Annotated in this window: 12 protein-coding genes; all 12 read right to left on the bottom strand. The window is 71.4% G+C overall.

Annotated features, from left to right (window positions below):
- Positions 1–18 precede the first annotated feature (18 nt).
- Entirely contained in the window at positions 19–1,332 is a 1,314-nt protein-coding gene (gene purB, locus ACX114_RS30010) for an adenylosuccinate lyase (RefSeq protein ID WP_459290177.1), read from the bottom strand.
- Positions 1,329–2,291, bottom strand: a complete 963-nt coding sequence (locus tag ACX114_RS30015) for an ABC transporter substrate-binding protein (RefSeq protein ID WP_459290179.1) — start codon at positions 2,289–2,291, stop codon at positions 1,329–1,331. Before ACX114_RS30015 ends, purB begins: the two co-directional genes overlap by 4 nt.
- Entirely contained in the window at positions 2,288–5,530 is a 3,243-nt protein-coding gene (locus ACX114_RS30020; RefSeq protein WP_459290181.1) for a protein kinase domain-containing protein, read from the bottom strand. Before ACX114_RS30020 ends, ACX114_RS30015 begins: the two co-directional genes overlap by 4 nt.
- Before the next feature lie 112 nt (positions 5,531–5,642).
- Entirely contained in the window at positions 5,643–6,098 is a 456-nt protein-coding gene (gene dut / locus ACX114_RS30025) for a dUTP diphosphatase (protein ID WP_459290182.1), read from the bottom strand.
- A 76-nt stretch (positions 6,099–6,174) separates the two neighbouring features.
- Positions 6,175–7,185: a M23 family metallopeptidase gene (locus ACX114_RS30030; protein WP_459290184.1), complete on the bottom strand. Its 1,011-nt coding sequence runs from the start codon at positions 7,183–7,185 to the stop codon at positions 6,175–6,177.
- An 11-nt stretch (positions 7,186–7,196) separates the two neighbouring features.
- Positions 7,197–7,994 (bottom strand): hypothetical protein, encoded by a 798-nt coding sequence (locus ACX114_RS30035; protein WP_459290186.1) that lies wholly within the window; start codon positions 7,992–7,994, stop codon positions 7,197–7,199.
- A 383-nt stretch (positions 7,995–8,377) separates the two neighbouring features.
- Positions 8,378–10,534 carry a polyribonucleotide nucleotidyltransferase gene (gene pnp, locus ACX114_RS30040; protein WP_459290188.1) on the bottom strand — a complete coding sequence of 719 codons (2,157 nt, stop codon included), beginning with the start codon at positions 10,532–10,534 and terminating at the stop codon, positions 8,378–8,380.
- Between the two features lie 409 nt (positions 10,535–10,943).
- Positions 10,944–11,213, bottom strand: coding sequence for a 30S ribosomal protein S15 (rpsO, locus tag ACX114_RS30045; RefSeq protein ID WP_014398807.1), 270 nt, complete (start codon positions 11,211–11,213; stop codon positions 10,944–10,946).
- A gap of 125 nt (positions 11,214–11,338) precedes the next feature.
- Positions 11,339–11,668, bottom strand: coding sequence for a hypothetical protein (locus ACX114_RS30050; protein ID WP_206790616.1), 330 nt, complete (start codon positions 11,666–11,668; stop codon positions 11,339–11,341).
- Positions 11,669–12,532, bottom strand: a complete 864-nt coding sequence (gene truB, locus ACX114_RS30055; protein WP_459290191.1) for a tRNA pseudouridine(55) synthase TruB — start codon at positions 12,530–12,532, stop codon at positions 11,669–11,671.
- A gap of 10 nt (positions 12,533–12,542) precedes the next feature.
- Entirely contained in the window at positions 12,543–12,902 is a 360-nt protein-coding gene (gene rbfA / locus ACX114_RS30060) for a 30S ribosome-binding factor RbfA (RefSeq protein WP_014398810.1), read from the bottom strand.
- Positions 12,899–13,501 (bottom strand): DUF503 domain-containing protein, encoded by a 603-nt coding sequence (locus tag ACX114_RS30065; protein ID WP_459290193.1) that lies wholly within the window; start codon positions 13,499–13,501, stop codon positions 12,899–12,901. Before ACX114_RS30065 ends, rbfA begins: the two co-directional genes overlap by 4 nt.
- Positions 13,502–13,609 lie beyond the last annotated feature (108 nt).

Below are 13,609 nucleotides of genomic sequence, written 5' to 3' on the forward strand. Positions count from 1 at the left end.
CGCCCGCCGCGCGGCGCTTCAGCTGGCGCGGCCGAAGACGCGCTGGAACACCGCGTCCATCTGGCGCGTGTGGTAGCCCGGGGAGAAGCAGTCGGAGACCTCCTCGGGCGTCATCATCTTGAGCAGGTCCGCGTCCTTGAGCAGGGCCTGCCGGAAGTCCACGCCCTCCTCGAACATCTTCATCGCGTTGCGCTGGACGACGACGTACGCGGCCTGCCGGTCCATGCCCTTGCGCGCGAGCTCCAGCAACAGCCGCTGCGAGTTCACCACGCCGCCCAGCAGGTCCAGGTTCTTCTTCATCTGCTCCGGGTAGACGCGCATGTTCTCCACCAGGCCCGCGAAGCGGTGGAGCATGAAGTCCAGCAGGATGGTGGCGTCCGGACCGATCACGCGCTCGACAGAGGAGTGCGAGATGTCCCGCTCGTGCCACAGCGCCACGTCCTCCATGGCGCTCACCGCGTAGCCGCGCAACAAGCGCGCGAGGCCCGTGAGGTTCTCCGACAGGATGGGGTTGCGCTTGTGCGGCATGGCGCTGCTGCCCTTCTGCCCCGGCGTGAAGGGCTCCTCCGCCTCGCGCACCTCCGTGCGCTGGAGGTGGCGGATCTCCACGGCGAACTTCTCCAGGCTCGCGCCGACGAGCGCGATGGCGGTGAAGAACTCTGCGTGCCGGTCGCGCTGCACCACCTGGCTGGAGGCGGGCGCGGGCTTGAGGCCCAGCTTCTGGCAGACGTGCTCCTCCACCGACGGCGGCAGGTGCGCGAACGTGCCCACCGCGCCGGAGATCTTCCCCACCGCGATGGTGTCACGCGCGTGCTCGAGGCGCGTGCGGCCCCGGCGCAGCTCGTCGTACCAGATGGCCAGCTTGTGCCCGAAGGTGATGGGCTCCGCGTGGATGCCGTGGCTGCGGCCCATCTGCAGCGTGTGTTTGTGCTCGAAGGCGCGCTTCTCCACCGCGGCCATCACGCGGTCCATGCCCTTCAAGAGCAGGTCCAGGGAGTCGCGCAGGGTGAGGCCCAGCGACGTGTCCAGCACGTCCGAGGACGTCATGCCCAGGTGCAGCCAGCGGGCGCTGGGGCCCACGCGCTCCTCCACGAAGGTGAGGAAGGCGATGACGTCGTGCTTGGTGGTGCGCTCAATCTCCTCGATGCGCGCGGCGTCCGCTTCGGTGAAGTCACCGGCGCGGGCGAGGCAGTCCGCCAGCGCCTCCTTGGGGGCGAGGCCTTGCGCGACCATGCCCTCCAGCGCGGCGAGCTCCACGTCGCGCCAGCGGCGGTAGCGGGCGACGTCGGACCAGAGGGAGGCCATTTCGGGACGGCTGTAGCGTGGAATCACTCGTAGACCTTCACGGCAAAGTCCCGGCGCGCCGCGAACCGGAGCACTTCCAGCGCGACGTCACAGGACGGACCTGACTTCTTCGCGGCGGTGAGGTTGAACGAGAGGTCCAGGCCTTCGGGCCGCGCCACCGCCAGCGCGCCGGGGTCGACCTTCTCGAGGATGATGCGATTCGCCAGCCTTCCTGCCTGCTGACCGAGCCCCACCGGGACCGGAGCGAGGGCCAGCGTCGCGCCCTCCTTCACCTGGCTGGCCGTGAGCGCCACCAGCGGCACCTTGTGGGAGGCACTGAAGGCGATGAGCGCCTGGACGACGGAGGCGTTGCCCACGGTCTTGTCCGCAACCATCAAGAGGCCGTCGACCTTCCCCGCCGCGCCCTCCAGCACCTCGCCCACGCGCTCCTGCGCCTCCACGGCCAGCGGGATGATGGTGAGCCCCAGGGCAGCGCCAGCGGAGCGGGCCTGCGCCACCGCGCCCGCCGAGGAGCGCGGGTCATGCAGGATGCCCACGCGCTTGGCGCCAGGAGCCACGGCCTTGAGCGCGGCCAACTCCGGTCCGAAGTCGCTGGTGAGCGCGATGCCGGTGACGTTGGACGCCTCCAGGCCGTACTTCTCGTGGTACGGCACCATGGCGAAGAGCACGGGGATGTCTTCGCCCAGGGAGCGGCGCGCGGCGTTGGCGGCCAGCGGCCCCAGGGCGAGCACCAGCGCGGGCTTCTGGGCGGCCAGCGCCTTGAAGACACGCGCGGCCTCCGTGGGGCTCTCTTCCAGCGTCAGCTCGGTAACGTCCGCGCGGGCCTCGGACGTGAAGCCAGCGAGGAAGGAGGCGTACGGCGCCAGGCTCGAGGACTTCACGGCCACCACGCGGGGCCGTGCGGGAGCGCGCGAGGACGCCTGCGCGAGGGCGACGACGGGCAGGAGGAGCGTAAGGAGCGCGAGCCTCCGGAGCGTCGTCCTCACGGCGCGTTCTGGCAGCAGCGGAAGCCCACGTCCGTGGCCTTCAGCGACGGAGCCCCCCGGCGGCGCGCGGAGCACCGGGCGGTGTCTCCGGCCATGGCGAAGGAGCCGCCCTTGATGAGCATCTCCGCGGAGTCGGGGACGTTGGAGGAGGTCCACTCGGCGACGTTGCCGGACAGGTCCGTCACGCCGTAGGCGGAGTGGCAGGACGGGAAGGCTCCGGAGTTCGCCAGGGTGCGTGCCGCGTTCGCATCCGTCGTGCCGGTGTTGCAGGCCGACTGGGCCTGCTCGTCGCCGGAGGAGAAGCGCGCGTTGCCCGGGCCCTTGCAGGCCTTCTCCCACTCCTCCTCCGAGCACAGCCGCTTGCCGAGGTCTTCACAGGCGGCCTTCGCGTCGAGCCACGTCGCGTTGACGCGGGGCTTCCGGCCAGACTGGTTGGGGAACTCGTATTCGTCGACGCAGAACGACTCCACCATGACGCTGGCCATGGGCATTTCATCGGTGGAGCCGGCGGCCTGCAGGTCCTCCGGGGACGAGCCCTTCTTGAAGCTGCCGCCGCTCACCAGGCGCATGCCGGCCGGACAGGAGCCCGTGGCCAGGATGCCGTCTCCCGCCGCGGCGGTCCCGGGCGTGATGGTCGCGAGGCCGTTCTTCGTGGCCTGGGCCTGGCGCAGGCGCAGGTAGAGGTAGCCACCGCCCGCGCCCAGCACGACGCCGGCCACCGCGAGGATGATCATCCACACCATGGAGCTGGGGCCGGAGCGGGCCGGCTTCGCCTGCGTGGCCCGCGTCGTGGGGAGCGTGTGCAGACCGGAGGCCGTGGGCGGCAGCCGGCGCGCCGAAGAACGGACACCCGACACTTCCGGAGGGGGTTCGCCCTTGCGCGAGCGGCCGCCGGTGGAGTTCTCGCCGTGAACGCCAGAAGCGCGGACCGCGCCCTGGGCCGCCGAAGCGCGTGGAGCGCGGGGGCCCGACGGCTCCGCGCCGCGCGAGCTCACCGACGACACCGCGCCGGAGGCCCGCGGGTTGCGGCCACCACGGCTGGAGGAACGGGACTCCGAGGGCTCGTCGTCGTCGGAACTCCGACCCGTGGCGGCTGCATCCGCGTTGCGATGGTTGGGACGGCTGTCGGTGGATGCCTCCGCGCCGCGACCCGAGCGGCCGCCCGACGAGGCCTCACCGCGACCGGAGCGCTCGTCGCTCATGGCGGCTTCGCCGCGACCGTTGGAGCGAGCGTCACTGGACGTTTCGCCTCGCCCGCCAGAGCGACTATCGCTCAATGCCGCTTCGCCGCGACCGTTGGAGCGCCCGTCGCCAGCGGAGGCCTCGCCACGGCCATTGGAGCGCGCATCGCTCGATGCCGCTTCGCCGCGACCGTTAGAACGTGCGTCGCTAGAAGCAGCCTCGCCACGGCCGTTGGAGCGCGCGTCGCTCAATGCTGCTTCGCCACGGCCATTGGAGCGAAGGTCGCCCGACGAGGCCTCACCGCGACCCGAGCGTCCATCGCCGGACGAGGCTTCACCGCGAGCAGAGCGACCATCGCTGGACGCTTCACCACGGCCGTTGGAGCGTCCGTCGCCAGCCGCTTCAGCACGGCCGTTGGAGCGGAGGTCGCCCGAGGAGGCTTCACCTCGGCCAGAGCGTCCATCGCTGGACGCTTCACCGCGACTGTTGGCGCGAGGGTCGCCCGAGGAGGCTTCACCTCGAGCGGAGCGCCCGTCGCCAGACGCTTCACCACGGCCACTCGAGCGCAGGTCGCCCGATGAGGCTTCACCGCGACCGGAGGACTCACCGCCTCCACGGGCCGCGCCCTCCGCGGAGCGGGCGCCACGAGGATCCGCCGGGAAGGACGGCTCCTCCGCCTTCGCGAAGATGCGCATCACCGGCTCGGCGGCCTTGGCCGGTGCCGCGCGCGGTTCATCCGCCGGACGCGAGGCCGCACGAGCCTCCTGCTGCGCCGCCGCGTCGGGGGCCTGTGCCGCCTCCGCGCCCTTGCGGCCCGCCGGCGCCACCGCGCGCATCTCCTGCATCGTCGCCGCGTCGGACACGGAGCGCGCTTCGGGGCCCGTGATGTAGTCCAGCGCCTTCGCGTTCGACCCCAGGATGGCCGCCAGCGTCGCCGCGTCCAGCGGCTGCGTCGCGTCCGGGGGCGGATCGTCCTCCACCGCCGGGAGGGGCGCGGCCGGCGTGGGCGCGAGCGCCACCGGCAGCATGCCCGTGGGCACCGGCGGCAGTGGCTTGTTCGCCGCGCGCGCGGCCACCGCGGCCGGCGGCAGTGCGCCCGTCGCGGGCACCGCGCGCTGCCTCGACGCCGCTGCCGGATGCCGCTGCACCAGCGCCGCGAACTCCGCGTGCAGCTCACCGCCCGACTTCGGACGGGCCAGCGGGTTCACGTTGAGCGCGCGCCGGTAGAGGGACTCGAACGCGGGCGGCAGGTCCGGGTGTCGCACCGACACCTCCGGAACTCCGCCGTCCTCCGGCAGGAGGCCCGTCACCATCTCCCCCATCAACACGCCCAGCGAGTACACGTCCATGCGCGTGTCCAGCTCCGCGCCATTCACGTACTCGGGAGCGATGTACGCCGCCGCCCGGTGCCCCTTCTGCGCCTGCACGAAGGGCAGGTGCGGCACCGCGAGCCCCAGCCCGTAGTCCGACACCTTCAACATGTCCGGCAGGACGAAGACGTTCTCCGGCTTCACGTCCGAGTGCGGCCCGAAGCGGTGCGCCCCGTCCAGCGCCGCCGCCATCTGCGCCAGCAGCGGCTCCACTTCCTTCAGCGAGAACAACTGCCCCTTCGCCGCGCGCTGCTCCATCATCCGGCGCAGCGACAGCCCTTCCAGCAACTGCATGGTGAAGAAGGGCCGGTCCCCGTCCACGCCCTCCTCGTACACGCGCACCAGGTTGGGGTGGTTGAGCTTCTTGCCCACCCGCATGGACAGCGCGAACTGCGTGCGCTCCTCGGGCTGCTGCACCAGCCGGGGCTGGATGACCTTCAGCGCCACCTCCACGTCGATGGCCTGGTCCTGAGCGCGGAAGACGAAGCCCAGAGGCCCCGCCCCTACGACTTCCTGGATGGCGTAGCGGTCCGCGACGACGTCGCCCGGCTTGTACGGCGCACCTTCCGCGCCTCGCTTGCGCGCCGCCCCCGCAGCCTGACGCGCGGCCGCGTCGAACTTCTGGCCACACGTGGCGCAGGTTTCACTCGTATCGGGGACATGGCTGCCGCAGCGGTAGCAGAGCAAAGCAGTGAAACTCCGGAACGGGGCCGCGGGGGGGCGGCCTCCCCGGCGGACGGCCGGGGGGCTCCATTCTGCCCGCTCCGGAGCCGTTGAGGAACGACGTTGCGCGCCGGGCCTAGCGGCCCGTGGACCCGAAACCTCCGTCCCCCCGGGAAGTCACCTCCAGCACCGCCACCTCGCGCAGGGCCGTGGCCGTCACCGGGGCCACCACCAACTGGGCGACCCGGTCCCCCCGACGCAGGGTGAAGGGGGTGTTGGACAGGTTGACGAGCAGCACCTGGACCTCCCCCCGGTAGTCCGCGTCCACCGTCCCGGGGGAATTGAGGCACGTCACCCCGTGCCGGAGCGCCAGCCCCGAGCGGGGCCGCACCTGGCCCTCGAAGCCCGGGGGGAGCGCGAAGGCCAGCCCCGTGGGGACCGCCATCCGCTCCAGGGGTTGGAGCACCCACTCACCGTCGATGTCCGCCCGAAGGTCCAGCCCGGCGGCCAGCTCCGTCTCGTAGCGCGGCAGGGGCAGCGGGTCCGGATGCGAGCGCACCCGGCGCACGGGGACGGTCAGCGTGGGGTCCATGCCCCCCGCCGTAACACGCACCCCGGCCCCCCTCTACTTCCTGGCGCCAACGTCACGGGTCGTGTGACCCGCGCACTCACAGCTCGGTCGCGCCGTCCGCCATGCGCAGCGCGGAGCGGAACCCGAACGGGTCCACGGGCCGGGCGGCCAGCTCCAGTTGGTAGTGCAGGTGCGGCCCGGTGGACCGGCCGGTGCTGCCCGACAGCGCGATGGCCTGCCCCTTCTCCACCCGCGTGCCCGCCTTCACCAGCAGCTCCGAGTTGTGACAGTACGCCGTCGTCACGCCCCGCCCGTGGTCCAGCACCAGCACGCGGCCGTTGACGGAGTCCTCGCTCGCGCGGCGCACCACGCCCGCGGCCACCGCCGTCACCGTGGTGCCTGTGCGCACCGCCAGGTCCACCCCCGTGTGCATCCGGCGCGTGCGCAGCGTGGGATGGACGCGGATGCCGAAGGGGCTCGTCACCGGAGCGCTCTCCGACACCGGCCACCCGAGCATCAACGCGGTGGACAGCGCCAGCGCCTGCGCCGCGCCCACGGAGGAGCCCTCGAAGCCCGGGGGCAGCTGCTTCGCCAGGCGCTCCAGGCTGAGCGCCCCACCCTCCGCGTCCACCCGCTCCAGCGCGAAGCGCGCGGGAACCCGCCCGGCGAACACCGCCGTCACCCGAGCCTCCTCCGACGGGAAGTCCTTCGCGAGCGCGTCCAGCATCCGCCGCGTGGCCGCCGGTCCCTTCACTGGATCCACCAGCGTCTCCGGAGCGATGCCCAGCTCACGGGCCAGCGCGAGCGACGGCTCACGGGCCTTCGGCTCCAGGGCCTTCAGCGCCGAGTGCGTCCCCCACGCCAGCGCCTCCGCGCTCGTGGGCACACGAGCAAGCAGCGCGGCGGGCAGCGCGTCCGGCACGGGCACCGCCGTCCCGCTCACGCCGTCGTAGTACGCGAGCAGCGGCCGGGCCGTGGTGCGCGTATGGAAGGCCCAGGCGCCCGCGCGCCGCAGGAGCGCCCCCGCGGGCGTGTGGTGGTACGCGCACCACACGCACAGGAGCGCGAAGGTGAAGTCCAGCAGTCCCCGTGCGCGTCGAGCGAACATGCGTCAGGGCCTCAGCGCAGGAAGGACAGCACCGGTGCCGCGTCCCAGGCCGCCGCGAGGCCCAGTGGCGCCACCACGAGGCACCCCACGAGCCCGCGAGTCCACGCCCGCCGGGGCCCCACCGCTTCACACGCCGCGTCCGCGTGTTGGAGGTTGCGCAGCACCGCGCGCCAGCCCAGCGACACGCTCACTCCGCACAGCGCCGCCACCGCCAGCCCCCGGGCCGCCCAGTCCGAGGCCACGTCGCCGAACAGGGGCCGCCACGACAGGTACACCGTGCCCTGGACGAGCCGCGCCACCGTGCACGCGCCCGCGAGCACCACGCCCGCGGTGGCCAGTGGCCGCACCCACCGCATCGGAGTGGGCCGCCGCAGACAGCGCCGCAGCAGCGCCTTCCACGAGGAGGACTCCGAAGCGGACGCCGTCACCGGACGCCAGGGCTCCACGGGGCGAGCAGCCTCGGTCTCGCGATAGCCGAGCGCCGGCAGCGCCAGGAGCAGATCCGCCGCCAGCTCCCAGGCCAGAGCCAGGCCCCGAGCCAGCCGGGTGCGCGTCTCCAGCGAAACCCAATCCACCATCGACGCGAAGGCGGGGAACTGGCCCACCCACGCATCGAACGCGGAGTCCAACCGGTCCACCGCGGTGAGCAGCCGGTCATCCAGCGTGTCCGCCGCCGCGTGCACGCCCACCGCGACCAGCGCGAGCAGGCCCAGCGGCATGAACGCCCAGCGGAACGCCCCCAGGAACCGGGACAGGTCCGCGAGGAAGCTGCTCGTAGGCTCCGAGGAGCTGGATGGGTGGACCGGCATGCAGCGCCTCCGAGGCGGTCCCCCATCAACGCGGGAGGCCTTCCGAGGGTTTTAAGCTTCCAGCCCTCCAGGACGAAAACCCCGCGCTGGGCCCGAAGCCCTCGTGGCGCGGCAGCACAACCCTCGGCGGCGGCGCCATCACCTCGCGCCCGCGCGGGAACGAACGCCCGCAGCCGCCCGGACCTCCAAGCTGTCCTCTGCCCCTGCGCAGGTTCAAAAACCTGTCCGACAGTCGGACAGGTTCGAGCGGTGCGCCGCCGCCGGGCGAAGCCCCCTACCCCGCAACGACAACGCCCCGCCCCTTCGCGCCCGGAGGCGGGAGGAGACGGGGCGCTTTGGGGTCGCGGCCTTCCTCACGGAGGGCCGCTACGCTTGGGCCGGACTCAGGCCTTCGCGTCCGGCGTCGGGGCGGCCGGGGCGGCGGCCGCGGGGGGCGTGCCCTGCGCGTTGGCGCGCTCGGCCATGGCCTCCTTGCGCGACAGGCGGATCTTGCCCGTCTTGTCGATGCTGACGACCTTCACCAGCACCTCGTCGCCCTCGCTCAGCACGTCCGACACGCTCTTCACGCGCTTGTCGGACAGCTCGGAGATGTGGATGAGGCCGTCGGTGCCCGGGAACAGCTCCACGAAGGCGCCGAACTCGGCGATCTTCCGGACGGTGCCGGTGTAGATCTTCCCGATCTCCGCCTCGCGCGTGAGCGCCTGGATCATCGCGATGGCCGCCTTCACCGCCTCGCCGTTCGCGCTGGCGATGTCCACGCGGCCGGTGTCCTCGATGTTAATCGCGGCACCCGTGCGGGCGATGATGTCCTTGATCACCTTGCCGCCCGGCCCGATGACGTTCTTGATGAACTCCGGACGGATCTGGATGGTCGTGATGCGCGGCGCGAACTGGCTGATCTCCTTGCGCGGAGCGCTCAGCGTCTTCGCCATCTCCGCCAGGATGTGCTCGCGGCCCTGACGCGCCTGCTCCAGCGCGCGGCTCATGATCTCCGTGGTGAGGCCGGTGATCTTGATGTCCATCTGGATGGACGTGATGCCCTTGGACGTGCCGCAGACCTTGAAGTCCATGTCGCCCAGGTGATCCTCGTCACCCAGGATGTCGGACAGGATGGCGATCTTCTCGCCCTCCTTCACCAGGCCCATGGCGATGCCGGCCACCGGCGCCTTGATGGGCACGCCCGCGTCCATCAGCGCCAGCGTGCCACCGCACACGGACGCCATGGAGGACGAGCCGTTGGACTCGAGGATCTCCGACACCAGACGCACCGTGTACGGGAACGAGTCGCTGGCCGGAATCATGTTGCGCAGCGCGCGCTCCGCCAGGGCGCCGTGACCGACCTCGCGACGGCCGGGGCCGCGCAGGGGCTTGGTCTCGTTCACGCTGAACGGCGGGAAGTTGTAGTGCAGCATGAACCGCTTGAAGGCCTGGCCGCTGAGCAGCTCCAGCCGCTGCTCGTCCTCGCTGGTGCCCAGCGTGACGACCACGAGCGCCTGCGTCTCGCCGCGCGTGAACACCGCGCTGCCGTGCGTGCGGGGCAGCACGCCGACTTCGTTGGTGATGGAGCGCACCACGTTGTGCGGACGGTCACCGATGCGGCCACCGTTCACGGTGAGCTCACGCATGTGGTCGTACTTCAGGTCCTCGATGACCTGCTTGGCGTGCTTCTCCACCTGCGGGGTGAAGCCCTCGCCCAGCTTCTCCTTGAGCGCCGCGATGGCGGCCTTCTTCGCCTTGGAGAGCGCCTCGTAGCGCGCGCCCTTCTCCTTGATGGCGTAGCCGGCCTTCACGCCCTCCAGCGCCAGCTCACGCACCTGGTTGCGCAGCCCCTCGTCGATGGTGGCGGGCTTCTCGTAGGAGCGGACCTGCTTCTTCAGCTCCGTGCGCAGCTGGTCCTGCAGGTCCAGCGCGGGCTGGGCGTTCTGACGGCCGAACTCCAGCGCCGCCACCATGTCCGCCTCGCTGACCTCCTCCGCGCCACCCTCCACCATCACGATGGCCTCGCGGCTCACCGCCATGACGAGGTCCAGGTCGCTCTGCTCGCGCTGCTTCGCGGTGGGGTTGGCCACGAACTGGCCGCCCACGCGGCCCACGCGGATGCCCGCGATGGGGCCGTTGAACGGGATGTCGGACACCCACAGCGCCGCGGAGGCGCCGGTGATGCCGTGGATGTCACCCTCGTTCTCCGGGTCCGCGGAGATGACGGACGCGATGACCTGCGTCTCGTAGGCGTAGCCTTCCGGGAACAGCGGACGGCAGGAGCGGTCCACCAGACGGGAGGCCAGCGTCTCCTTCTCCGTCAGACGGCCCTCGCGCTTGAAGTAGCTGCCCGGGATGCGGCCCGCCGAGTACAGCTTCTCCTGGTACTCCACCGTGAGGGGCAGGAAGTCGACGTCCTTCTTCTCCCGCGCGCTCACCGCGGTGACGAGCAGCATGGTGTCGCCGTAGCGGACCACCACGGAACCGTCGGCCTGCTTGGCCAGGCGGCCCGTCTCGATGCTCAGCTCGTTCTCACCAATCTTGACGCTCTTCTTCAACATGTCGTGTGGCCTTCCGTGCCTGCTTCGCGTGCGAGGACCCTTGCCAGCCACGGCCCGCCCACGCGTGTGGCGCGGATGCCGCCCGGAAGGGGCCCTCTGGGATTGAGCGATCGCCAGGGCCTGAAGCAGGCACATGCCAGACGAACGCTGCCTGTACTGCGGAAACGGGCTCCGTTGCGGAGCGCCGGAGGGATGGACCGGACCTCTTGATCCCTGATCACACCCGCCCACCCATGACTCCGGGTCGGCCGGTCTGAACGGAAACCAAAAGAGCCCGCCTCCACCAACTCCCTCGCCCAACTCCTTCGCCCACGTCCGCGTTTCTGTGGAAACCGGTACCGCGTGAAACGTGCTGCCCAAATGCGCGGGGCGCTGGTGGTGTGCCAGCGCCCCGGGGACTACTCGAGGACTACTTGCGGATGCCGAGGCCCTCGATGAGCTTCTTGTAGCGGGCCACGTCCTTGGACTTGAGGTAGTCCAGCATGCGGCGGCGCTGACCGACCAGCTTCAGCAGACCGCGGCGGGAGTGGTGGTCCTTCTTGTGGGTCTTGAAGTGCTCGGTGAGCATGTTGATGCGCTCGGACAGCAGCGCCACCTGCACCTCGGGCGAGCCGGTGTCGGACTCGTGGGTGCGGAACTTCGTGACCAGCTCGCTCTTGCGTTCCTGATGCAACGACATGGGCTTCTTCCTGAATCCCGCTCCGGGGTGACTGCTCGTGCCGCCTGGGTCCGCGGAGGGGTACAGACCCGGCCACATGGTCCTTCTAACGAGCGGGCCGCTTATAAGCTTCACCCCCTGGGGGGTCAACCTTCGCCGCCCGTCCGTCCGCCCTTCGGGGGTCGTGACAGTGCGAAGACGTACAACCGGCAGCCGCCCGGCATTCCGCCTCCGCCCGGGGAGAGCTCCCGGGCCGAGGCCTCGTCCATGGCCACGTGCAGGTACTGCCCCCCCGCCTCGCCCCCGTCACCCGCCAACAGCTGGCGTGTCCGGGGGTACAGGCGCAGGAGCGCCTCCACCACGTCGCCAATGCCCGCCGCCGCGGGCACGCCCAGGGACAGCTCGCGCCGCCCGTCGAAGGCGCCGCGAAGGCCCGGGGCCACGCTCACGGTGATGTCATGGGTGCGGGTGGCCACTCAGTTGAACACCCGCTGGTAGCGCAGCCGCCCGCCCACCACCTCCGCCATGGCGAGCAGCGCGTCATCCGGGCCCAGCACCCGCACCCGGCCGGGCACGGGGGCGACCTCCACGGGGACGCCGTGCAACACCCGCCGGGCCTCGTCCGCGGTCACCCGGACCGCCGGCAGGTCCGTCAGCGCGTCCGCCAGCGACACCAGCCGCCCGGCCACCGCCTCGCGGGACAGGGACGCCAGGTCCCCCAGGGGCAGCGCCCGCGCCAGGGTGAATGGGCCGCTCATGGTGCGCCGCAGGGCCTCCAGATGCGCCCCGCAGCCCAGCGCGCGGCCCAGGTCGTACGCCAGCGTGCGCACGTAGAAGCCCTTGGTGCAGCGCACGGACAGGGTCAGCCGGTCCGCGGAGAAGTCACGCAGCACCAGCTCATGCACGGTGACGGTGCGGCTGGCCCGCTCCACCTCTTCCCCGGCGCGCGCCAGCTCGTAGAGCCGCTTCCCGGCGACCTTCACCGCCGAGTACATGGGCGGCACCTGGTCGAAGGTGCCCCGGAACCGGGCGAGCACCGTCTCCAGGAGCGCGGCCGTCAGCGGGGGCACCGGGGCCTCCGCCGTGGGCTTGCCCTGGGCGTCCTGGGTGTCCGTCTCCACGCCCAGCCGCACCACGGCGTCGTAGGCCTTGTCACCCTCCGTGATGATGCCGGCGACCTTGGTGGCCTCGCCCAGGCACACCGGCAGCACGCCGGTGGCCATGGGGTCCAGCGTGCCCGTGTGGCCCGCCTTCTTCACCTTCAGCAGGCCACGCACCTGACGGACCACGTCGAAGGACGTGGGGCCCAGGGGCTTGTCGATGACGAGAACGCCGTCCATGAAGCGGGGCCTACCAGCCTTCCTTGCCGCGCACCTCGCGCAGGAGCCGGTCGATCTTATCGCCCTCGCCGACCGAAGCGTCGAAGGCGAAGAAGATTTCCGGCGACACGCGCAGGTTGACGGCGGACGTCACCTCGCGGCGCACGAAGCCCTTGGCCGCGTCCAGGCCCTTCTGCGTGTCCGCCTTCTCCTGGTCCGTGCCCAGCATCGAATAGAAGACCTTCGCCACCCGCAGGTCCGGCGACACCTTCACGCCGGTGATGGTGATGAAGCCGATGCGCGGGTCGCGCAACTCCCCCCGCGTCAGCAGGGCGCCGATGGCCGCCTGGATTTCCTGTCCCACGCGCTCGGGTCGTGCATGCGTCGTCATTTCTTCTCCCAGTCTCGCGGGTTGCGCAGCGCCCGGGCCTTGGCCCGCGCGTCGTCCAGATTCAGCGGTCCACCGTCACCCGTGGGCCGGGGAGCTCCAGGCCCGGGGCCCGCGCCCTCGTGCCGCTGCTCCCACGAACCCAGCCCCTCCGCCTCCGCCAGCGAGCGGTCGCTGCGCAGGAAGCGGGCAATCGCCGCCTCCGAGTGCGCATGCGCGTCCTCGGGAGACAGGTGGGCATCCTCGTCCTCCGGCTCCGGCACCTTCGCCGGGGCGCGGAAGCCCGTGGGTCTCTTGTCGGAGTAGAGCGTGTCCCCGAAGGCCAGGATCTCCGTCTCCCGGGCCATCAGCGGAGCGACGTACATCTCTTCGATGAAGTGGATGATCTTCTCCAACTGCTCATCCACGTGCCCGCGCTCGTTGCCCACCACGGCCAGGGCCACCGACGCCTTCTGCCAGAGGTCCTGGTCGTCCACCTCCGCGACGGCCACGTTGAAGCGGGCCTTCACCCGGTCCGTCACCCGGCGGAGCACCTGCCGCTTGGACTTCAGCGAGGCGCTCTCCGGAATCTGGAGGGTGAGGCGTGCGACTCCCACGAACATAGAGGTCCCCCAGGCCAACGGCCGCCGGGCGCGTCATCCACGCCCGGGCGCCGTCGCGTCGTCCATCCCCCGGGAAAGGTGGGGCCTTCCCCGGGGTCCGTCGAGTGT

The sequence above is a fragment of the Corallococcus sp. M7 genome, assembly GCF_054512695.1.